This is a genomic window from Oscillibacter sp. (assembly GCF_028693505.1).
In the GTDB taxonomy this organism is placed as follows: domain Bacteria; phylum Bacillota; class Clostridia; order Oscillospirales; family Oscillospiraceae; genus Oscillibacter.
Genome location: NZ_JAQUVF010000009.1, coordinates 55,103 through 74,665, shown reverse-complemented (window position 1 = coordinate 74,665; position 19,563 = coordinate 55,103). Strand labels below are relative to the sequence as shown.

At 57.4% G+C, this 19,563-nt stretch carries 25 protein-coding genes and 1 other annotated feature; of the genes, 20 read left to right on the top strand and 5 right to left on the bottom strand.

Annotation, left to right across the window (positions count from 1 at the left end; all coding sequences use genetic code 11):
* A partial coding sequence (locus PHI30_RS04460) for a helix-turn-helix domain-containing protein (RefSeq protein ID WP_300024432.1) occupies positions 1 to 127 on the bottom strand: 127 nt, incomplete at its 3' end.
* 27 nt (positions 128 to 154) lie between these two features.
* Between PHI30_RS04460 and PHI30_RS04455 the strand changes: the two genes are divergently transcribed.
* Positions 155 to 562, top strand: coding sequence for a hypothetical protein (locus PHI30_RS04455; RefSeq protein WP_300024426.1), 408 nt, complete (start codon positions 155 to 157; stop codon positions 560 to 562).
* Between the two features lie 64 nt (positions 563 to 626).
* A complete protein-coding gene (locus PHI30_RS04450) occupies positions 627 to 1,415 on the top strand; it encodes a hypothetical protein (protein ID WP_300024424.1) in 789 nt (262 codons plus the stop codon).
* 68 nt (positions 1,416 to 1,483) lie between these two features.
* Here the strand turns inward: PHI30_RS04450 and rpoD are convergent, their stop codons facing one another.
* The gene (gene rpoD / locus PHI30_RS04445) at positions 1,484 to 2,929 is read right to left on the bottom strand and encodes an RNA polymerase sigma factor RpoD (protein ID WP_300024422.1); all 1,446 of its coding nucleotides are present in this window, start codon (positions 2,927 to 2,929) and stop codon (positions 1,484 to 1,486) included.
* 10 nt (positions 2,930 to 2,939) lie between these two features.
* Positions 2,940 to 4,703, bottom strand: a complete 1,764-nt coding sequence (gene dnaG, locus PHI30_RS04440) for a DNA primase (protein WP_300024420.1) — start codon at positions 4,701 to 4,703, stop codon at positions 2,940 to 2,942.
* Positions 4,704 to 4,916: 213 nt separating this feature from the next.
* On the opposite strand from dnaG, the gene PHI30_RS04435 reads away from it, so the two are divergent.
* The gene (locus PHI30_RS04435) at positions 4,917 to 5,546 is read left to right on the top strand and encodes a 4'-phosphopantetheinyl transferase (RefSeq protein WP_300024418.1); all 630 of its coding nucleotides are present in this window, start codon (positions 4,917 to 4,919) and stop codon (positions 5,544 to 5,546) included.
* Positions 5,547 to 5,605: 59 nt separating this feature from the next.
* A complete protein-coding gene (locus PHI30_RS04430; RefSeq protein ID WP_300024416.1) occupies positions 5,606 to 6,169 on the top strand; it encodes a phosphoribosyltransferase family protein in 564 nt (187 codons plus the stop codon).
* 123 nt (positions 6,170 to 6,292) lie between these two features.
* Here the strand turns inward: PHI30_RS04430 and ruvX are convergent, their stop codons facing one another.
* A complete protein-coding gene (gene ruvX / locus PHI30_RS04425; RefSeq protein WP_300024413.1) occupies positions 6,293 to 6,712 on the bottom strand; it encodes a Holliday junction resolvase RuvX in 420 nt (139 codons plus the stop codon).
* Between the two features lie 280 nt (positions 6,713 to 6,992).
* On the opposite strand from ruvX, the gene rpmG reads away from it, so the two are divergent.
* The 13 genes from rpmG (at position 6,993) to PHI30_RS04360 (ending at position 16,648) form a co-directional block, all read left to right on the top strand.
* Positions 6,993 to 7,142, top strand: a complete 150-nt coding sequence (gene rpmG / locus PHI30_RS04420; RefSeq protein ID WP_213038240.1) for a 50S ribosomal protein L33 — start codon at positions 6,993 to 6,995, stop codon at positions 7,140 to 7,142.
* Positions 7,143 to 7,176: 34 nt separating this feature from the next.
* Complete coding sequence (gene secE / locus PHI30_RS04415) at positions 7,177 to 7,392, top strand: preprotein translocase subunit SecE (RefSeq protein WP_300024411.1); 216 nt, start codon at positions 7,177 to 7,179, stop codon at positions 7,390 to 7,392.
* A gap of 10 nt (positions 7,393 to 7,402) precedes the next feature.
* Positions 7,403 to 7,927: a transcription termination/antitermination protein NusG gene (nusG, locus tag PHI30_RS04410; RefSeq protein ID WP_300024409.1), complete on the top strand. Its 525-nt coding sequence runs from the start codon at positions 7,403 to 7,405 to the stop codon at positions 7,925 to 7,927.
* Between the two features lie 130 nt (positions 7,928 to 8,057).
* On the top strand, positions 8,058 to 8,483 hold the full coding sequence (gene rplK, locus PHI30_RS04405) for a 50S ribosomal protein L11 (RefSeq protein ID WP_300024407.1): 426 nt from the start codon (positions 8,058 to 8,060) through the stop codon (positions 8,481 to 8,483).
* Between the two features lie 90 nt (positions 8,484 to 8,573).
* A complete protein-coding gene (gene rplA, locus PHI30_RS04400; RefSeq protein WP_300024406.1) occupies positions 8,574 to 9,266 on the top strand; it encodes a 50S ribosomal protein L1 in 693 nt (230 codons plus the stop codon).
* Between the two features lie 41 nt (positions 9,267 to 9,307).
* Positions 9,308 to 9,436, top strand: a sequence feature (ribosomal protein L10 leader region).
* 32 nt (positions 9,437 to 9,468) lie between these two features.
* On the top strand, positions 9,469 to 10,014 hold the full coding sequence (rplJ, locus tag PHI30_RS04395) for a 50S ribosomal protein L10 (protein ID WP_300024405.1): 546 nt from the start codon (positions 9,469 to 9,471) through the stop codon (positions 10,012 to 10,014).
* 50 nt (positions 10,015 to 10,064) lie between these two features.
* Positions 10,065 to 10,436: a 50S ribosomal protein L7/L12 gene (rplL, locus tag PHI30_RS04390; RefSeq protein WP_300024403.1), complete on the top strand. Its 372-nt coding sequence runs from the start codon at positions 10,065 to 10,067 to the stop codon at positions 10,434 to 10,436.
* A 251-nt stretch (positions 10,437 to 10,687) separates the two neighbouring features.
* Positions 10,688 to 11,317 carry a redox-sensing transcriptional repressor Rex gene (locus PHI30_RS04385; RefSeq protein WP_300024400.1) on the top strand — a complete coding sequence of 210 codons (630 nt, stop codon included), beginning with the start codon at positions 10,688 to 10,690 and terminating at the stop codon, positions 11,315 to 11,317.
* A 50-nt stretch (positions 11,318 to 11,367) separates the two neighbouring features.
* Positions 11,368 to 12,447 (top strand): S-layer homology domain-containing protein, encoded by a 1,080-nt coding sequence (locus tag PHI30_RS04380; RefSeq protein ID WP_300024398.1) that lies wholly within the window; start codon positions 11,368 to 11,370, stop codon positions 12,445 to 12,447.
* An 84-nt stretch (positions 12,448 to 12,531) separates the two neighbouring features.
* Positions 12,532 to 12,699 carry a hypothetical protein gene (locus PHI30_RS04375; protein WP_300024395.1) on the top strand — a complete coding sequence of 56 codons (168 nt, stop codon included), beginning with the start codon at positions 12,532 to 12,534 and terminating at the stop codon, positions 12,697 to 12,699.
* Positions 12,700 to 12,957: 258 nt separating this feature from the next.
* Positions 12,958 to 13,359, top strand: coding sequence for a ribonuclease III domain-containing protein (locus tag PHI30_RS04370; RefSeq protein WP_300024392.1), 402 nt, complete (start codon positions 12,958 to 12,960; stop codon positions 13,357 to 13,359).
* Positions 13,360 to 13,362: 3 nt separating this feature from the next.
* Positions 13,363 to 15,114, top strand: coding sequence for an NFACT RNA binding domain-containing protein (locus tag PHI30_RS04365; RefSeq protein WP_300024389.1), 1,752 nt, complete (start codon positions 13,363 to 13,365; stop codon positions 15,112 to 15,114).
* 223 nt (positions 15,115 to 15,337) lie between these two features.
* Positions 15,338 to 16,648: a cation:proton antiporter gene (locus PHI30_RS04360; protein WP_300024386.1), complete on the top strand. Its 1,311-nt coding sequence runs from the start codon at positions 15,338 to 15,340 to the stop codon at positions 16,646 to 16,648.
* A 254-nt stretch (positions 16,649 to 16,902) separates the two neighbouring features.
* Here PHI30_RS04360 and PHI30_RS04355 read toward each other — a convergent pair whose 3' ends face one another.
* Positions 16,903 to 17,124, bottom strand: a complete 222-nt coding sequence (locus tag PHI30_RS04355; RefSeq protein ID WP_300024384.1) for a DUF378 domain-containing protein — start codon at positions 17,122 to 17,124, stop codon at positions 16,903 to 16,905.
* Between the two features lie 164 nt (positions 17,125 to 17,288).
* Between PHI30_RS04355 and thrH the strand changes: the two genes are divergently transcribed.
* The 3 genes from thrH (at position 17,289) to PHI30_RS04340 (ending at position 19,493) form a co-directional block, all read left to right on the top strand.
* Entirely contained in the window at positions 17,289 to 17,888 is a 600-nt protein-coding gene (thrH, locus tag PHI30_RS04350) for a bifunctional phosphoserine phosphatase/homoserine phosphotransferase ThrH (RefSeq protein WP_300024381.1), read from the top strand.
* Positions 17,889 to 17,914: 26 nt separating this feature from the next.
* Complete coding sequence (locus PHI30_RS04345; RefSeq protein WP_300024378.1) at positions 17,915 to 19,195, top strand: DUF1015 domain-containing protein; 1,281 nt, start codon at positions 17,915 to 17,917, stop codon at positions 19,193 to 19,195.
* Positions 19,196 to 19,337: 142 nt separating this feature from the next.
* On the top strand, positions 19,338 to 19,493 hold the full coding sequence (locus PHI30_RS04340) for a hypothetical protein (protein WP_300024376.1): 156 nt from the start codon (positions 19,338 to 19,340) through the stop codon (positions 19,491 to 19,493).
* Positions 19,494 to 19,563: the final 70 nt, after the last annotated feature.

Genomic DNA, 19,563 nt, shown 5'->3' with positions numbered 1-19,563 from the left:
ACGGTACTGAATCGCCATTCCAGTACTTTTTCACTGTGTTTCTGGAAATGCCAAGTGTTTTGGCCACCTGCCGCTGGCTGGTCACTCCTTCCAATTGCAAGCGTCGGATCTCTTTGTAGACATCCACATTGCTGCCTACTATGAGCCGGGAGACTTGAATCGTTTTTCCGCAAAAGAAAAACCGGACAATCGCACGGCACTGCTTCAAAAAGAGCTGCGGGCGCTGGAAACGCAAATTGAAAAGCGCTCTGCGGCCTTAAAAAATCTCTATCTCGACAAAGTATCCGGGCTCATTGATGAGGCACAATTCGTCAGTATGAATCAGGACTTTTTATCTGAAAAGGAGAGCATGGTCAAGCGGCAAGCGGCTATCCAGAAAGAACTTGGCGATCTGCAAATGCCTGGTGACAACTGCGAGGGACTGGTGGGGAAGATTCGGGAGCTTTTGAAGTTTGATCCTATCCCCAGAGAATTGTTCGTACTGGCAATTGAGTACATTGAGATCGGTGAGAAGGATGCGGATACCGGCCAGCAAGCGGTACATATTCAGTGGAAGTTTTAGGCTCCATGCCATGGTGCTGGAGCCATCCAATCTCCCGTGTGTGGACTAAAAAACCCTCGCTCATGTGCTGGAACCCCGGTACCCCGCAGCGGTGGATCGCTATTTGGACTTGGGAAGATTTTACGACCTGAGCGCGGCCAAGGCGGCGGCGGGGGAAGTAAAAGAGTGCACCCATGCCTATAAAGCGGCTTACGTCCGGGCGTACCATGGGCTGAAAGCGGCGCGGCAGGTGGAGATGGACTCTGTTGCGGCGGTGGCGCGGTCCTTCGACCGGGAGCGGGCGGTGCGGCGGGTGAACGGAATCATCCAGCGGGAGCTGAAAAAAACAAAGACGGGGCGGGGGAGGACCGTCCGGCGCTTTCTGGGCAGCATTACCCACAAGGACTACCTGTGGCGGTTTGACAGCGTGGATGTATTGTGCCCCAAAGTCTACGAATTTGCGGATTGCTGGGAATTGGCCGGGGAATCTCTCCGCCGCCTGCATGAAACTGCCGTTGCCGGGGGCTGGGATACCATTGCCTGCATGGCGCCCGAGGAGCCGGGGCGCATGGAGCATCTGCTGGTGCCGGAGCTGGGGCTGGCCTTTGTGACGTCGCGGCCGGGAATGGATTACGGGAAGAAGCCCTACCGCCGGATTCGGCTGGACGCCATGGCGGACCCGGAGGGGAAGGCGCGGCTTCGCTTTCAAAGTCGCATGACAACGCTGCTGCGGCAGGAGGCCGTCAGCGCCCTGAAGGACGCCAAAAAGGCCCACGACGCGCTGGAGGCGATCTACAATCCCTACGTGGATTTTGACGGCGTTCGCGCGTTGGCGGCGCTGGAGGCGGGGCGTCTTTTAAGCTATCTCGGGTAAAAAGCGCATCAAGCGCATTGAAAAAGCAGCCGGAAGCAAATGCTTCCGGCTGCACCGATTCATGCAAATCAATTCAAAAAGTCCTTGAGCTTCTTGCTGCGGGAGGGGTGGCGCAGCTTGCGCAGAGCCTTGGCCTCAATCTGGCGAATCCGCTCCCGGGTGACGTTGAATTCCTTGCCCACTTCCTCCAGCGTGCGGGTGCGTCCGTCCTCAATGCCGAAGCGCAGCTTCAAAACCTTTTCCTCACGGGGCGTCAGGGTGGAGAGCACATCCATGAGCTGCTCTTTGAGCAGGGTGAAGGACGCCGCTTCGCTGGGCTCGGAAGCGCCCTCGTCCGGGATGAAGTCGCCCAAGTGACTGTCCTCTTCCTCACCGATGGGGGTTTCCAGAGAGACGGGTTCCTGCGCGATTTTCAAAATCTCCCGGACCTTTTCCACGGGCATGCTCATTTCCGTGGCGATCTCGTTGGGACTGGGGTCGTGACCCAGCTCCTGCAAAAGCTGGCGGCTGACGCGGATGACCTTGTTGATGGTCTCTACCATGTGGACGGGGATTCGGATGGTACGGGCCTGATCGGCGATGGCGCGGGTGATGGCCTGACGAATCCACCAGGTGGCGTAGGTGGAGAACTTATAGCCCTTGGTGTAGTCGAATTTCTCCACCGCCTTGATCAGACCCAGATTGCCCTCCTGGATCAGGTCCAGAAACAGCATTCCACGGCCCACGTAGCGCTTGGCGATGGAAACCACGAGACGGAGGTTGGCTTCCGCCAGCTTTTGCTTGGCGGCCTCTCCACGGTTGTAATCCTTTTTCCAGGCGGAGATCTCCTCCGGCGCGGCAGTCACCGCTTCTCCGGCTTCCCGCTGCGCGCGCAGCTCGCCCAGCTTTTGCTCCGCCACAGCGCCTGTGGCCATGGCCTTGGCCAGATTGGTCTCCTCGTCGGGAGAGAGCAGGGAGACTTTGCCGATTTCCTTGAGATACATGCGCACGGGGTCGTCGATGGAGAAGTTGTTCACCAGTGTGTTGGGGTCCACCAGTTCCTCTTCTTCCACGTCTGCGATCTCTTCCACCGCCGGCTCGTCTTCCGCCAGATCGTCCGGCAGCAGGTCCTCTCCGGCGCTGATGTCGATGTTCAGAGATTCCAGAGAATCATAGAGCTGATCCATCTGGTCGCCCTCCAGATTCAGATCGTCCACGGCCTCCATCAGCTCGCTGGATTCCAGCTTGCCCTTTTTCTTGCCCTTGGCCAAAAGCTCCCGCAGCTTTTCGTTGTTGATGAGCCAGCCCGCGGCGGGCAGGGAGGCGACCTGCTTGTCGTCCAGACGGACGATACCGGCTTTTTTAGCCTCCTCGTCGGTCATGATAACGGCGGGCTCTTCCACGGGGTCCGCCTTCTTCTTTGCGGATTTTCTGGCGGGCTTTGCAGCCGGCTCCTCATTACCAACTGCGTTCAAAAGCGCATCTGCCTGCGCGCTCAACTCCGCAGAGGTCATCTTTTCCATATCTTTCGCCATGCTGCTTTCCTCACTTTTTATCTTTATATTTTTCTGTTGCCGCCAGCAGGGGGTCTCCCTGATCGCTGCCGGTTCGTTTTTCTGCTTCTGAATGGATGATGCGTATGTAGTCCGCCAGCGCCTGATGCGCATTCTGCACCGATTCGGGCTGCTGGCAAAGGGCGCTGACGTGACTCATTTCCTCCGGCCCAAGGGATGCGGAGAGGGGAGAGAGCGCCACGGGGCGCCCGGCTTCCCGGGCCTGCCAAAGAAGCTCAAACACCCGGCCCAGAAGAGGGGCGGAAAATTCCTCCGCCTTCAGCGGCGGCTCTTTGGGAAAGAGGCTCTCGTCCATGAGCAAAAGCCGCAAAACCCCCTCTTCCGCCCGGGCGGAACGAAGATTTTCATACCGCAGGGATCGCTCCTTCGGCTGGAGCTGGGCGGTGGGGTTGAGACTCTTACGGGTCTCTGCCCGCTTTTCCCGGGTCATGCGCCGCCGGAATGCCCGCTGGACCTCCAGCTTCATGGCCTCCGGCGTAATTTTCGCCGCCTCGGCGGCCCGGCCGGAGTAGACCTCCCGCTCCACCGCACCCGGGAGGGAGGCGAGCAGGTCGCTGACCTCCTCGCAATAGGCGATGCGGCCCTCGTCGCCGGAGAGATCGTACTTCCCGGCCACCTGCGCCATACGGAACTCCACGCCGTTTTCACTGCCGCCCAACAACCGTTCAAAGGCGTCCGCTCCCTGAAATTTAATGAAGTCGTCCGCGTCCTGCTTGACGTATTCACCGTCTGCCAGCCGCCGGGGCAGCTGGAGGACTTTGACGAAAAATTCCGCCTGATTCAAAATCTGTAAAGCGCGTTCCGTTGCCACCTTTCCGGCGTTGTCGTTGTCGTAGCAAAGCACCAGCTCCTTGGTGAAGTGAGAGAGAAGCCGGGTCTGCTCCACCGTCAGCGCCGTCCCCATAGAGGCCACCGCGTTGTCAAAGCCCGCCTGATGCAGCGTCACGATATCCAAATTGCCCTCGCAGAGGAGGATGTTGGGGCGCTTTGTCTTTTTCGCCAGATTCAGCCCGTACAAAACCCGGCGTTTGCTGTACACCGGGGTCTCCGAGGAGTTCATGTACTTGGGCTCCGATTTGTCCAGCACCCGGCTGCCAAAGGCCACCACGTCGCCCCGGGTATCAATGACCGGGAGCATCAGCCGGTTTCGGAACTTGTCGTACAGGCCGCCGTTGCGGTTTTGCACAACCAGCCCGGCGTCCAGAAGCTCCGCCTTTGTATAGCCCTTTTTCGTCATGGCGTTGAGCAAAACGTCCCAGGCGTCTAAAGACGCACCCATGCCGAATTTGACCGCGGTGGCCCGGGTGATCTTCCGGCGGTCCAGATACGCCTGTACCGCCCGGCCCTCAGGCTGCTGAAGAAGCTGGTAATAAAAGCGGGCGGCGTCCCGGTTCAGGTCCAAAAGGCGCGCCCGGCGGTGTCCGGCTTCCCGGTCGCCGTCCTCCTCCGGCACCTCCATGCCCGCCCGCTTTGCAAGAAAGCGAACGGCGTCCGGAAAGGACAGGTTCTCTTCCTCCATGACGAAATTTACCACGCCGCCGCCCTTTTTGCAGCCAAAGCAGTAGTAAATCTGCTTGTCCGGGGAGACGGAGAAGGAGCCGGTTTTTTCACTGTGGAACGGGCAAAGGCCAAAGAGGTTGGAACCCTTTCTGGTAAGCTGAACATAGCTGCCGACAACATCCACGATGTCGCTGCGAGCCACCAGTTCATCCATGAAGTGCTGTGGGAAAGCCACGATTCGGGTTCCTCCTTTCGGTCAGTTTTGCCACATTTGCGGCGCATCATACTGAAAAACGTTTGCATTTTGGTTTCAGCACTCTTATATACCCCGCAATTTTTAAATTCCCTCTTTTTTTTCGTAAGTTTTAAAAAAGTTTCTGGTTCGTAACGCTTTACATAGGTATGCAATGCCGATACAATAAAAAATAACAGGAGGGGAGGGGACGTTATGGCTGTTGCATTGTGGGCAGGGCGGTTGGATCGGCCGCTGACAGAGCAGGAGACCGCCGTCCTGATGCGCCTTCTCCCGGGGGAGCGGCGGGAGCGGCTGGCGCGCGTCCGGCAAGCGGAGAAACGGGCGGAACCGCTGTGCGCGTATCTGCTTCTTCGCCTGGCGCTGTGGGAACAGTATCGCTGGAGGAAGCTTCCACCCATCCTTCAGACGGAGATGGGGAAGCCGTGGTTTCCGGATTACCCCTCGGTGCAGTTTAATTTGAGCCATACCGCCGGGGCCGTGCTGGTGGCGGTGAGCGGCGAGCCGGTGGGCGTGGATATTGAGAAGATCCGCCCTGTCCACCGCCGGATGGGCGGTGATTGGACGGATGAGGCCGGGGAGACGGCGTTTTTCCAAAGCTGGGTGCGGCGGGAGGCAAGGAGCAAGCTGAGTGGAAAGGGCATCGGGGCCATGCTGCGCGCCGAGCCGCCCGTGGAAGAGGGGGAGCGCTTCTATGCGCTGGAGTCGTTCCCGGGCTATGCGGCGGGGGTGGCCACCTGTGCTGCTTCGCCGCCGGGGGCGCTGCGCAGGTACACGCTGGAGGAACTGCTGAAAGAGGATGTCTTATTGACTTTTATGCCGTAAAGAGTATAATGTTTTCGAAAAACGTCCCCTCTGTGGGTATTTTTAAGGGAGGCACACATATGCATACCTATCCCATCACCGTGGCGGGCCTGAAGCGGGAGCTGCCTATCTGCAAGGTCACGGACGACCTGTACATCGGAGCGTTCATCTGCTTTGGCGACGCGGAGCTGACCGTGGCGTGCGCCAAGGCGCTTTTAGAGCTGGTTGACGCAGACAGCTATGACTATCTCTTTACGGCCGAGGCCAAGAGCATTCCGCTGATCCATGAGATGGCGAGACAGTCCCGCGCCGACAAATACTTTATTGCCCGCAAGGGCCCCAAGGCCTACATGCCGGACCCCATTCACGTGGAGGATCAGTCCATCACCACCGCCGGGTCCCAGAAGCTGTATCTGGGGCGGGACGATGCGGACCTGATTCGCGGCAAGCGGATTTTGCTGATGGACGACGTGATCTCCACCGGCGGGTCCCTTCTGGCGATGGAAGCGCTGGTGCGCGAGGCCGGCGGCACCGTGAGCGGCAAAGTGGCGGTGCTGGCGGAGGGGGACGCGCAGCAGCGCCCCGACATCCAGTATCTTGCGCCGCTGCCGCTGTTCAACGCCGACGGCACCGTCAAGGCGTAAGCGGGAATTTTTTTACGCGCTGTTTTCTTTCACTGCTCCACTGAGGGAGAACGGGGGAGCGGTCTTACCTGAGAGGTTGGGAAAAACGAAAGGCTCCGGGCAAATGCCCAGAGCCTTTCGCGGTTATCCATGACTTTTCTTATAAGTGAGGTATCCCTCCAGAATCAGAGAGGCAGCCACGGCGTCCACCGTCTTTTTTCGCTTTTTGGCGTTTTTGCCGCCGGCCATCAAAATTTGATGGGCGTCGATGGTGGTGCGGCGCTCGTCCCACAAAACCACAGGCAGGCCGGTGGTTTCCTTCAGCAGCTCTGCCATGGCGGCCGCCTTTTCAGCCCGGGGGCCAAGAGAGCCGTCCATATTTTTCGGGTGTCCCAAGACCAGTTCTTCCACGCCGTGCTCCCGCGCCAGAGCGGCCACGCGGTCCGCCACCACTTCGGGACGGTAGGCGTCCACCGTGGTGGTGAAGCCGGCCAGAAAACCGGTGGGGTCGGAGATGGCGATGCCGGTGTGGGCGTCCCCGTAGTCGATGGCCATGATGCGCATAGCGGTTCCTCCCTTGCTTTCTTTGCAACATCATAGCATACGCCTCCGCTTTGCGCAAGCGGGAGAAAACCACGCAAAAACGTGGGATTTTTTTAAAAAAAACAGTTGACCGCGGCTTTCCCCTGTGGTACAATCGATTCACCTGTGAAAAAGGGCTTTGTTGTCATGCGCGTTTTCGCTTTTCAGCTGCGGCGCCAAAGACCCTTTCCCAAGAGGCAGGGAGGCAGTCGGTATCCCCGGCAAGCCGGGAAAGATACCAATAATAAGGAGGTGCCGTTAGATGCGCGTTAAAGTCACTTTGAGATGCAACGAGTGCAAGCAGAGAAACTACAATACCATGAAGAACAAGAAGAATACCCCGGACAAGCTTGAGCTGAACAAGTATTGCCCCTTCTGCAAGAAGCACACGCTCCACAGCGAAACCAAGTAATGGTGAGAAATTTAAGAAAGGGCGTGTAACGAGAATGGCAGAAGAAGCGAAGAAGAAAAAAGATCGCGGCGTTTGGTTCCGCGAGATGAAAAGCGAACTGAAAAAGGTCGTTTGGCCTGCAAAGCAGACTGTGCTCAAGAACACCGGCACCGTGCTGCTGTGCTCTCTCCTGATCGGCGCCTGCATCTGGATTTTCGACGGCGTGGCCTATTCCGCCGTGCAGATGCTCCTTGGCGTGTTCGGCGCTTAAGGAGAAGGAGATGTCAGAGAGCGCGAAGTGGTATGTTGTCCATACCTATTCCGGCTATGAAAATGCCGTCAAGACCAGCATTGAGAAATTCGTCACCGGCCGCAATATGGAGGATATGATCCTGCGGATCGAGATTCCTCTGGAGACGGTGACGGAAGTCACGGATTCCGGTTCCACCAAGGAAGTGGAGCGGAAAGTGTTCCCGGGCTATGTGCTGATCAAGATGATTATGACCGACGACACCTGGCATCTGGTGCGAAATGTCCGCGGCGTCACCGGCTTTGTCGGCTCCGCCAACAAGGCCATTCCTCTGACTGAAGAGGAAGTGCTGGCCATGGGCATGGAAAAGCATGAGATTGTTGTCAGGTATCAGGTGGGCGACCACGTGAAGATCGTGGATGGCCCTCTGGCCAGCTTTACCGGCATCGTCGAGGAAATCGAACCTGAGAAAAACCGGGTTAGCGTGATGGTCTCGATGTTTGGCAGAGAGACCCCGGTGGAACTGGAACTGGATCAGGTCGAGGTCCAAAAGTAATCACACTCCCGCGTCCGGTCGGGCGCAAAAGCGCCGGGAATTCCCGGCACAAGTGGGAGGGGCCCAAAGGCCCCGCCAAGGATGGACCGTTGGCCCATCACCACATTTATAATTTAGGAGGTGCTACTCCGTGGCACAGAAAATTACTGGTTATGTGAAGCTGCAAATCCCCGCAGGCAAGGCAACTCCCGCTCCCCCTGTTGGTCCCGCTCTGGGCCAGCACGGCGTGAACATCGCCGCCTTCACCAAGGAGTTCAACGAGCGCACGAAGAATGACATGGGCATGATTATCCCCGTGGTCATCACCGTGTACTCCGACCGTTCTTTCTCCTTCATCACCAAGACGCCTCCCGCGGCTGTCCTGATCAAGAAGGAATGCAGCATTGATTCCGGCTCCGGCGTCCCCAACAAGACGAAGGTGGCCACCATCTCCAAGGCTTCCATTCAGAAGATCGCCGAAATCAAGATGCGCGACCTGAATGCTGCCGATCTGGAGTCTGCTATGAGCATGATCGCCGGTACCTGCCGCTCCATGGGCGTCGTTGTCGGCGACTGACATTCATAACAACAGCCGAGCGGCTGGAAAGGCCGCTCCATACAGTGGGAGGATTTCATTCCGAAGAACCACTATGAGGAGGAAGTAACATTGTTTAGAGGCAAGAAATATCAGGAAAGTGCCAAGCAGATCGATAAGAATGTGCAATACGATGCTGCTGAGGGCATGGCTCTTATTTGCAAGACCGCCAGCGCCAAGTTCGACGAGACCGTCGAGCTGCACGTGAAGCTGGGCGTTGATTCCCGGCACGCCGACCAGCAGGTCCGCGGCGCCATCGTGCTGCCCCACGGCACCGGCAAGACCGTCCGTGTGCTGGTTTTCGCCAAGGGCGATAAGGCTGACGCTGCCCGTGAGGCCGGCGCCGACTATGTGGGCGACATGGATCTGGTGGAAAAAATCCAGAAGGAAAACTGGTTTGAGTTCGACGTGGTGGTTGCCAGCCCTGACATGATGGGCGTGGTGGGCCGTCTCGGTAAGGTCCTCGGCCCCAAGGGTTTGATGCCCTCTCCCAAGGCCGGTACCGTTACCCCCGATGTTGCCAAGGCCGTCAAGGAAGTCAAGGCCGGTAAGATCGAGTACCGTCTGGACAAGACCAACATCATCCACTGCCCCATTGGCAAGGTGTCCTTCGGCGGCGAAAAGCTGACGGAGAACTACAATGCTCTGATGGGCGCCATCATGAAGGCAAAGCCCGCCAGCGCCAAGGGCCAGTATGTCCGCAGCTGCGTGGCTGCGTCCACCATGGGCCCCGGTGTTAAGATGAGCACCGCAAAGTTGGTCTAAAAAAATGATATTTAAGGGTTGACTTTTGTCGATTCCTCAAATATAATATTTGATGCGTTCCAAAGACAGCAGGTGGGCTTTCCCGTAAGTCCTGCCGAGGACGGCTAATCGTGAGATTGCTATCCGTCCTTGTGTCTTTGTCGGCACAAGGACGGTTTCCTTTTTGAACGCACCTATAATTCCTATGGAGGTGAAAACAAGAATGCCTAACGCAAAGATCTTATCTGAAAAGCAGGCCATCGTGGCCCAGCTGACCGAAAAGATCCAGAAGGCCACCGCAGGCGTCATTGTCGACTACAAGGGTATTTCCGTTGAAGAAGACACCGCTCTGCGCAAGGAATGCCGCGAAAGCAACGTGGATTATGCAGTTGTGAAGAACACTCTGCTCCGCTTCGCTTTCAACGCCACCGGTCTGACTGAACTGGACGGTCTGCTCAACGGCACCACTTCTCTGGCTCTGTGCGATGACGCCGTGGCTCCCGCCCGCGTCATGGCCGCTTACGCCAAGAAGCTGGAAGGCAAGTTTACGATCAAGGGCGGTTTCATGGACGGCAAAGCCGTGGACCTGGCCACCATCCAATCTCTGTCTTCCATTCCCGCACTGCCCATCCTGCAGGCGCAGGTTCTGGGTACCATGCTGGCTCCCATCACCGGTCTGGCTGTCGTTTTGAAGCAAATTGCTGAGAAGAACGGCGCCCCCGCTGAAGAGGCTGCCCCGGCTGAAGAGGCCGCCCCCGCTGCCGAATAATCATTCGGACAGCAACACATTTTTAATTTTACAATTAGGAGGCACATACCATGTCTGAGAAAGTTACTGCTATGATCGAAGAGATCAAGGGCCTGACCGTTCTGGAGCTGAGCGAGCTGGTGCACGCTCTGGAGGAAGAGTTTGGCGTTTCCGCTGCCGCTATGGCCGCTCCCGCTGCCGGCGCTGCTGCTCCCGCTGCCGAGGAGAAGACCGAGTTTGACGTGGTCCTGACCGGCTTTGACGCCGCTGCCAAGATCAAGGTCATCAAGGCTGTCCGCGAGATCACCGGCCAGGGCCTGGCCGAGGCCAAGGCTACCGTCGAGGGCGCTCCTTCCACTTTGAAGGAAGGCGCTTCCAAGGACGACGCCGAGACCATGAAGAAGCAGCTGGAAGAGGCTGGCGCAAAGGTCGAGCTGAAGTAATTTCAAACATCGCCTAAAAAACCCCCGTCCGAAAGGACGGGGGTTTTTTTCGGACGAGAAACCTGCCGCCTATTTTCGTCCGGTGGGCTGTTTACCCCCTGAAAACAGCAGGAGGAAAAGTGCTTTATCAAAAAAACAGAAGTATGTGATTAAAAAAACAGATAAGATTGTTAAAAAAATTGACAAGTTGATGAATTTAGTCTAAACTACTTATAAGTTTATCAGGGAGACCTGAGTCGGGAGTGAGTGCATTGAAAAAAGAAAATATTTCGGACGCTGTTGTTCGGCGCCTGCCCAGATACTACCGCCAGCTGACGGAATTGTGTGCACGCGGCGTTGTGCGCATTTCGTCCCATTCCCTGGGGCAGGAAATGAATATTACCGCCTCACAAATTCGGCAGGATTTCAGCTGCTTCGGAGAATTCGGACAGCAGGGCTATGGCTATAACGTGGAAGAATTGCGGGCGGAAATCGGTCACATTTTGGGGGTGGACAACAACCACCATCTGGTGATGATCGGCGTGGGCAATCTGGGCCGCGCACTGCTGCAAAACTTTCACTTTTCGCAAAGCGGCTTTTCTGTGGACGCGGCTTTCGACGTCGCGTCCTCTGTGGTAGGCACCACGATCAATGGCGTGCCGATCTACTCCATGGATACGCTGGACGATTATGTGCGGGAGCACAGCGTGGACGTGGTGGTGCTGACCATCCCCCAGTCCGTGGCGCAGGATACGGCCAATCGCATCATTGGTCTGGGCGTGCGCGGTTTTTGGAATTTTACCAACATGGAGCTTTCCAGCAGCAATCCGGATGTAAAATTTGAGAATATCCATTTTGCGGACAGTTTGCTGACGCTCAGCTATCGAATCGCCAACCGATAACGCCGCCTTGGCGCAGGATGCCGGGCTGACGAAAGGAAAACAGAGTGCGTATGATGAAAAAGACAGCGCTTGTGCTGTTTTTATGTGGGGCGCTGGCTGCTGCGGCGCTGGCCGCCGGGGACGCCGGAGACCCATTGGCTTCCCTTTCTTATCTGGCGGGCACGTTCAGCAATACCGTGGATGAAAAGATCGAGGCGCGGCTGGATGCTTCGGATGCCGCGTTGGTGAAAAATACCGGCAGCGGCGGCAATGGCGGCGACGTGGCGGCAACGTGGACGGAAAAACGGCTGAAAGCGGGGGATACCCTGCTTGGTAGCACCGGGACAAACGTGCTGGTGCTCTCCGGCAGCGTGCAGGCCACCTGTACCGCCGGCACGGTGGTGGATGTCTCCGCCGGCACGACCCTTCCCAGCGGCAGCACACTGACGGTGGGGCACCGCTATATGGCAGCCGAGGATGCCTCCGCTTTTTTTGTGGTGACGGGTAAGACGGCGGTGGTGGAGTATCAAGGCCCCAACGCCTTCCAATACTCTGACGAGACGGACTATAACGCCATGGCGTCCGCCCTCAAAACGCTGCACCTGTTTCAGGGCAGCTTTACCGGGTACGGGCAGGGCTTTGATCTGGAGGCCGCGCCTACCCGCTTGCAGGCACTGATCATGTTCATCCGTGTGCTGGGCGAGGAGCAGCAGGCGCTCCAGTGGACCGGGGAATTGCCCTTTACCGACCTTGCAAAGGGCTCTCAGGCGGAAAAGTATGTGGGGTATGCGTACAGCCGCGGCTATACCAACGGATACAGCGCGACGCTCTTCAAGCCGGCTGGCGCGGTGAATGCGTATCAGTATACGGAGTTTATTTTGCGGGCCATGGGATACAGCTCCTCTGCCAACACGAATCTGGCCGATACGCTGGAGCGGGGACAGGCGTGCGGATTGCTGACTTCCGGCGAGGCTGCCATGCTCCAACGGGACCGTTTCCTCCGGGCGGAGCTGGTGTACATATCGTACTACGCCTTGGATACGGCGCTGCCGGACGGCGGCACGCTGGGGGAAGCGCTGGAAGCGAAGGGCGTCTTTACCGGGGAGGAATGGAAGAGCGCCCGCAATCTTGTGAGCGGAGAAAGAGAATAACTCTTTCCCGCACACTCGGCACAACACGGCATACTATGGAGTGAGACCGCTCCGGTCGGTCTACATTTCATAGGAGGTCCCAATATGTGCAATAACGGCTTTGGCGGCGGCAACTGCTGCTGGATCATCATCCTGTTGATTATCATTTGGTGCTGCTGCGGTAATAGCGGCTGGGGTGGCTGCGGCAACAACTGCGGCAACAACTGCGGCTGCAACGGCGGCTGCGGCTGCAACTCTACTCCCTGCTGCTGATCTTTCATAAGCGACCGTATGCCCCGGGTCCATTGGACCCGGGGCATACAGCTGTTTGCCGGGCAGAAAGTGATGACAACAAAGCGCGGTTGTGGTATGATGTTACCATTGCAATTACAGTGGCAGGGCTTGCGCGCGCTGCGCCAAAGCGCCTTGGAAAATGCCGCCCGTGCCGCAAGACGGCCGGAATGGTATGCAGAGAAAAGGCCGCTCACGTAAAGACGGCTTGTTTAAACGGGAGAATGGATGGGCAACACAATGGAAAACTATTTTGAAGCGGTTATGACGGACGACCAGCTGAGCGCACTCAGCTCCATCGCACTGGCGCACATGGGTGACGCGGTGTTTGAGATTTTGGTCCGCACCTGGCTGTGCACCCACGGGAAGGCCACAGGCAAGGGACTGCATCAGGCCACGATTCGTCTGGTGTGCGCGGAGAGTCAGGCGCAAAGGGCAGAGCGGGTGCTTGCACTTTTTTCGGAAGAAGAGGCGGCGGCATTTCGGCGGGGACGCAACGCGCAGGTGCGCACCGTTCCCGGTCATGCCAGCCGCGCTCAGTACGGGGAAGCCACCGCGCTGGAAGCCCTTTTGGGATGGCTGTATCTCAAGGGCCGGAAGGACCGGATCAATGAATTGTTCTGCGCAATGATGGAGGAATGACGCATGGCTCTGGATGCAATCTGCCTGCAGGCAATCGTCGCTGAAATACGGCCCCAGCTGCTGGGTCTGCGCATCGATAAGGTCCAGCAGCCTGTCCGGGATCAGGTGATTTTGCTGCTGCGGGGAAATCGGCGGCTGCTGCTCAGCGCCGGGGCAAACGCGCCCCGCATGCACTTCACGTCCCTTTCCCGAGACAACCCAGCCGAGCCCCCCATGTTCTGTATGCTGCTGCGCAAGCATCTGGTGGGCGCACGGGTGGCTGAGATCACCCAGCCCGCGCTGGAGCGTCTGGTGCGGCTGGAACTGGATATAACCGACGAATTCGGCCGCCCCGGCAAGCGGACGCTGGTGCTGGAGGCCATGGGCCGCCGCTCCAACTTGATTTTGCTGGATGAAGAGGGGAGAATCATCGAGTGCATGCGCCGGGTGGACGCGGAGATGTCCGCAAACCGTCAGGTGCTGCCTGGCCTTTTCTATGAGCCGCCCGCCGCTGTGGGCCGTTTGCCGGTGACGGAGGAGACGGAGGAAGGATTTCGGGAAAAACTGGCCGCCGCCAATCCGGAGCGGCAGGTGGACGCCTTTTTGCTGGACGGCTATTTCGGTCTTTCTCCGCTGATGGCGAGGGAACTGGCCTTCCGGACAGCGGGGCAAACAGATGCCCGCCTGATGGAGCTGGATGGGGCGGGCGTGGACCGTCTTTGGAAGGAAATTGAAGATTTAACAAGGTCTGTAAAGGAAAATAAATTTACAGCAATTTGCCTGAAGCAGGAGGGACGTCCGGCGGGATTTTCCTGCCTGCCCATCGCCCAATACGGCAGCGCCATGGAATTGGCAGTCTATCCAAGCTTTTCCGAGCTGCTGGATGACTACTATGAAGCGGTGGAACGGCTGGAGCGCACCAAGCAGCGGGGGGCGGATCTGATCCGCACCGCCACCTCGGCCAGAGAGCGGCTGCGGCGAAAGCTGGCGCTGCAGGAGGCGGACTATGCCGCGACCCAAAACCGGGATCAGCTGCGCGTGAGCGGGGAGCTGATTACGGCGAACCTCTATCGGATGGAGCGGGGGCAAAGCCAGCTGCGCTGCGAGAATTTCTATGAGGAGAATTGCCCGCCCGTCAACGTTTCGCTGGACCCACTGCTGACGCCGCAGCAAAATGCGGCAAAATATTATAAGCGCTACACCAAGGCAAAGACTGCGGAGAAGTATTTGCGAGAGCAGATGGAGCTTGCCCGCAGGGACCTTACCTATCTGGAAAGCGTGCTGGAAGAGATCGCCGAGGCGGAGAGTGAACAGGATTTTTCCGATATTCGCGGCGAGCTGCGAGAGAGTGGTTTTCTGCGCAGGCAGAGCGGCGGGAAGAAGGAACAAAAGCGGGCAAGCAAACCCCGGGAGTTTCGTACTTCCAGCGGCTTGCGGGTGCTGGTGGGCCGCAACAATCGGCAAAACGACAAGCTCACCATGAAGGATTCGGACCGGCGGGACCTCTGGTTCCACACCCAGAAGATCCACGGCTCTCATGTCATTTTGTGTACCGGGGGCAAAGAGGTCGACGATGATACCATTGTGGAGGCGGCAAAGCTGGCCGCATGGTACTCTCAGGCCCGGGAAAGCGGCAATGTGCCGGTAGACTATACACAGGTGAAAAATGTAAAAAAACCCGCCGGGGGCAGACCCGGTATGGTGACGTATTCCACCTGCCGGACAGTGAACGTCCTGCCGGACGGGGCGCTGGTGAAGCGCCTTTCCGTGAAATAGAGGGAAGAACCTAAAAAGCGCGCACGAAAGAAAGCCACCGCCGATATTGGCGGTGGCCTTCTTTATACGCAAAAAGATTATTAACAAAAACGAAACGCTGGTTTGTGCAAAATAACCATTGCAAAAGAAGGAAAAAGGTTTACAATGAAGGTTCGTTATGTAAATTGCATTGAAATGAAAGCCGGCGGTGCTTCAGAAACCGCTTTCAAGGAGAGGGGATTGTATGTCCTATCATTTTTTGCTGGATTTGGCATTGATTATTTTGAGTACGAAGGTGCTGGGCCTTGTGACACAGCGGTTTCAAATGCCGCAGGTGGTTGGGGCGCTGCTGGCGGGATTGCTTCTTGGTCCGGCGGGATTGAATATTTTGAAGGAGACGGCGTTTCTCTCACAGCTCAGCGAGATCGGCGTGATCGTGCTGATGTTTTCCGCGGGGATGGGGACCGACATCCATGAGCTGCGCAACAGTGGGAAGGCCGGGTTCCTTGTCGCTCTGCTGGGCGTGCTGGTCCCGCTGGTCATGGGTACCGCGCTGGCGTGGGGGGCCATTCATCTGGGCGTGCTGACCGGCGGCAGCTTTTTGGAAGCTGTGTTCGTGGGCACCATTCTCACAGCCACCTCCGTCAGCATTACAGTGGAAACGCTCAAGGAAATGGAAAAGCTGGATACCAAGGTGGGAAACACCATCCTTGCCGCCGCCCTCATCGACGACGTGCTGGGGCTGATCGCGCTGACCATTGTCAGCGGCGTCGCCGGCGGAAAAGAGAGCATTTTGCTGGTGCTGTTGAAGATCGTTTTGTTCTTCCTGTTCGCCGGGGTGGGGGGATATGGCGCTTACCGCGTGTTTTGCAAGATCATCGAGCGGCGGCACGGAGAAAACTATCGCCGCTACCCGGTATTGGCATTTGTGCTGTGCCTCGTGATGGCCTATTGTGCCGAAGAGTTTTTCAGCGTGGCGGACATTACCGGCGCCTACGCTGCGGGACTTGTGATCTCCTGCACGCCCAAAGCCACCTATATCCAGTCCAAGTATGAACCGCTGGGGTATCTGCTGCTGACGCCGATCTTTTTTGCAGGCATCGGTATCAACGTGCAGATGACCGCCATGAGCCGGGGCATGGTGGCGTTCTCCGTGCTGCTTTTGGTGATCTCCGTGATTTCCAAAGTACTGGGCTGCGGCTTGGGCGCCAAGCTTTGCAAGTTTGGCAATAAAGAGAGCCTGCAAGTGGGCGTTGGCATGGTGTGCCGCGGCGAGGTGGCGCTGATCGTGGCCAACCGGGGACTGTCCATGGGGGTTCTAAGTCAGGAGTTGATGACCCCTGTGATCATAACCGTGGTTGGCGGCACGATCCTGACGCCCATTTTGCTGAAGCTGGCCTTCCGCGGACAGGAGAAAAACGAGATGGCTGCCGGCAACCTGACGGACCGCTATGAAAAGGTCCAGCAGCTGGATATCGTATCGCAAGAGCTGTTGCAGCAGGACCATGATCTGATGGAAAACAAGGAGCAGGCGCCTGAAAAAGCGGAAAAATAGAAAAAATAGAGCGGAAAGGGCCGCGGCGCAAACTTGCGTCGCGGCCCCGTCGTTTTAAGGATTCCGGAAAGACCCCGAAAACGGGAAGGAAGATAGTTACGAAAGAAACCCAGGAAGGGTTTTTTTCGTTTTTAATCAGAAGTTTTTGAAACTTTTCGCGGTGTTTCAAAAACTTGCGCAGACTGTCGAAAAGACTTTTTCGACAGTCTGCGGGCCGCGGCGCAAACTTGCGCCGCGGCCCCGTCGCGTGGATCTCAGGCAGTATGAGGCGCGTGGCCGGTCTCTTCGTCCGTCCGGAACAGAAGCGTTACGCACCACAATCCGGCAAGACCCACCAGTGCGTAGATTACCCGGGACAGAATGGACATCTGCCCGCCGCAGAGAAAAGCCACCGTATCAAAGCCAAACAGGCCGATACCACCCCAGTTCAGGGCGCCGACGATGGCCAGGAGCAGCGCGATTTTGTCGATAATCATTTTGCGAAACCTCCAATCATAGGTTTGCGGATAGTTTTTCCGGCTGAAAGCGGAAATATACAAAAAATCCGAAAAAAACGTGGAACATTGAAAAATGGAAAGAGGATTGAAAAGAGCGGAGCGGTTTGATACAATAAGCAAAATATCGCGAGGGGAGAACGCAGATGAATATTGTATGTTTGGATATGGAGGGCGTCCTGGTGCCGGAGATCTGGATCGCATTTGCCGAGGCCAGCGGGATTCCGGAACTGAAGCGGACGACGCGGGACGAGCCTGATTACGATAAATTGATGAACTGGCGTCTGGGCATCTTAAAGGAGCACGGTCTGGGCCTGGGGGAAATCCAGCAGACCATTGCAAAAATTGACCCGCTGCCGGGAGCCAAGGACTTTTTGGATGCGCTGCGGTCCATGACACAGGTGCTGATTCTCAGCGATACCTTCGAGGAATTTGCCAAGCCTCTGATGAAAAAGCTGGGCTGGCCCACCATTTTCTGCAATTCGCTGGAGGTGGCGGACAATGGCGAGATCACCGGGTTTCGGATGCGCTGCGAAAAATCCAAGCTGACCACGGTGCAGGCGCTGCAATCCATTGGCTACGAGACCATCGCCAGCGGAGACAGCTTCAATGACCTTGGCATGATTCAGGCAAGCAAGGCGGGCTTCCTCTTTAAAAGCACGGAGAAGATCAAGGCGGACTACCCGCGCATCCCGGCCTATGAGACCTTTGACGAGCTGCTAAGCGCCATCAAGGCCGCGCTGTGAACGCGGGGATGGAGGAGAATACCCGGATGAACAAAAATTTTGAACCGCTTGGCTTTTTCCCGGCGGATATTCTGCTGCCGCAGGAAGCGGATATGACAAAATGGGCGGTGGTGGCCTGCGACCAGTTTACCTCTCAGCCGGAATACTGGCGTGGGGTGGAGGAGACCGTGGGGCAGGCTCCCTCCACGCTGCGGCTGGTTTTGCCCGAGGCGCGGCTGGGCGACGCCAAGGTGGAGCGTCACATTCAAAAAATCAACGAATCCATGCAGGCGTATCTGGACGGCGGCGTATTTCGGACGGTTCCAAACGCGCTTTTTTATATCGAGCGTACCCAGTCCGACGGGAAGGTGCGCCGGGGGCTCATCGGCATGGTGGATTTGGAGCAGTACGATTTTACCCCCGGCAGCGGCGCGCTGATCCGAGCCACGGAGGGCACTGTGCTCTCCCGTATTCCGCCCCGGGTGAAGGTGCGCCGGGACGCGTCCATCGAGTTGCCCCATGTGATGCTGCTGATCGACGATCCGGAAAGAACGGTCATCGAGCCGCTTTCAGACCGCCGCAGCGACATGGAGCGGCTGTACGACTTTGATCTCCAGCAGGGCGGCGGACACCTGACGGGCTGGAAATTGACGGAGGCGCAAATGGACGCGGTGGCGTCCGCGCTTGGCGCGCTACGGAGCGCGGACGCCATGGAGAGCAAGTACGGCATGCAGGATGCCGCGCCGCTCCTCTTCGCCGTGGGTGACGGCAATCACTCCCTGGCCACGGCGAAGAGAAGCTATGAGGATTTGAAAAAGGGCACGCCGGAGAGCGAATGGGCCGCGCTGCCCGCCCGGTATGCGCTGGTGGAGGTGGTGAACAACCACGATGACGCCCTGCGCTTTGAACCGATCCACCGCGTGCTCTTCCATGTGGAGCCGGAGCGAGTGCTAAAGGCGTTTCGGGCCTTTTACCCGGATGCCCACGAGGGTATCGGCGAGGGGCATACCATCGCTTACGTCTATGCCGGTCACACCGGCTGCCTGACCGTGCCGCAGCCTCGCGTCCAGCTGGCGGTGGGGACGCTGCAAGCGTTCCTGGACGACTATCTGAAAACCAATCCGGGAGAGGTGGATTACATCCACGGGGACGATGTGGTGGACAAGCTGGGGGCCGCGCCCGGCAATCTGGGCTTCCGCCTGCCTGCCATGGAAAAAGAACAGCTCTTCAAGACCGTCATGGCAGACGGCGTTCTGCCCCGCAAGACCTTTTCCATGGGTCACGCGCAGGATAAGCGATATTATGTGGAGGCCCGAAAAATTAAATAAACGCCTGAAAGCCCCAGCTGAAAAAAAATTCAGTTGGGGTCTTTCCATTTCCAAAAGAATGTGGTATGATTTAACTAAAGAAAAAGGAGAGATGCAAACGGATATTAGCAAAAGTGAACAATGGCGGAGAAGGGAGCAGAGAATGATAGAATTTTTCCAGAACATTCTGTATATGAGCGGGAGCCTGCTGTTTTTTGGATTGCTGCTCCTGCCGATTTTGTTCCTGCTGTCCATCAGCGTTGCTTATATCGTAATGGAGACGATCTGGCGCTTTCGCAGAGGGCACGGGTCGTTTTGAGGAGCACTGAATGGTCCGGGACTGTGGAAATCCACGGTCCCGGCTTTTTTTTTGCCGAAGATTGTGGTAA

Excerpts from the sequence above, each read along its gene's own strand:
- rpoD (WP_300024422.1), bottom strand. The coding sequence starts at position 2,929 with ATGGCGAAAGATATGGAAAAGATGACCTCTGCGGAGTTGAGCGCGCAG.
- PHI30_RS04435 (WP_300024418.1), top strand. The coding sequence starts at position 4,917 with ATGGCTGTTGCATTGTGGGCAGGGCGGTTGGATCGGCCGCTGACAGAG.
- PHI30_RS04430 (WP_300024416.1), top strand. The coding sequence starts at position 5,606 with ATGCATACCTATCCCATCACCGTGGCGGGCCTGAAGCGGGAGCTGCCT.
- ruvX (WP_300024413.1), bottom strand. The coding sequence starts at position 6,712 with ATGCGCATCATGGCCATCGACTACGGGGACGCCCACACCGGCATCGCC.
- rpmG (WP_213038240.1), top strand. The coding sequence starts at position 6,993 with ATGCGCGTTAAAGTCACTTTGAGATGCAACGAGTGCAAGCAGAGAAAC.
- secE (WP_300024411.1), top strand. The coding sequence starts at position 7,177 with ATGGCAGAAGAAGCGAAGAAGAAAAAAGATCGCGGCGTTTGGTTCCGC.
- nusG (WP_300024409.1), top strand. The coding sequence starts at position 7,403 with ATGTCAGAGAGCGCGAAGTGGTATGTTGTCCATACCTATTCCGGCTAT.
- rplJ (WP_300024405.1), top strand. The coding sequence starts at position 9,469 with ATGCCTAACGCAAAGATCTTATCTGAAAAGCAGGCCATCGTGGCCCAG.
- rplL (WP_300024403.1), top strand. The coding sequence starts at position 10,065 with ATGTCTGAGAAAGTTACTGCTATGATCGAAGAGATCAAGGGCCTGACC.
- PHI30_RS04380 (WP_300024398.1), top strand. The coding sequence starts at position 11,368 with ATGATGAAAAAGACAGCGCTTGTGCTGTTTTTATGTGGGGCGCTGGCT.
- PHI30_RS04375 (WP_300024395.1), top strand. The coding sequence starts at position 12,532 with ATGTGCAATAACGGCTTTGGCGGCGGCAACTGCTGCTGGATCATCATC.
- PHI30_RS04370 (WP_300024392.1), top strand. The coding sequence starts at position 12,958 with ATGGAAAACTATTTTGAAGCGGTTATGACGGACGACCAGCTGAGCGCA.
- PHI30_RS04365 (WP_300024389.1), top strand. The coding sequence starts at position 13,363 with ATGGCTCTGGATGCAATCTGCCTGCAGGCAATCGTCGCTGAAATACGG.
- PHI30_RS04360 (WP_300024386.1), top strand. The coding sequence starts at position 15,338 with ATGTCCTATCATTTTTTGCTGGATTTGGCATTGATTATTTTGAGTACG.
- PHI30_RS04355 (WP_300024384.1), bottom strand. The coding sequence starts at position 17,124 with ATGATTATCGACAAAATCGCGCTGCTCCTGGCCATCGTCGGCGCCCTG.
- thrH (WP_300024381.1), top strand. The coding sequence starts at position 17,289 with ATGAATATTGTATGTTTGGATATGGAGGGCGTCCTGGTGCCGGAGATC.
- PHI30_RS04345 (WP_300024378.1), top strand. The coding sequence starts at position 17,915 with ATGAACAAAAATTTTGAACCGCTTGGCTTTTTCCCGGCGGATATTCTG.
- PHI30_RS04340 (WP_300024376.1), top strand. The coding sequence starts at position 19,338 with ATGATAGAATTTTTCCAGAACATTCTGTATATGAGCGGGAGCCTGCTG.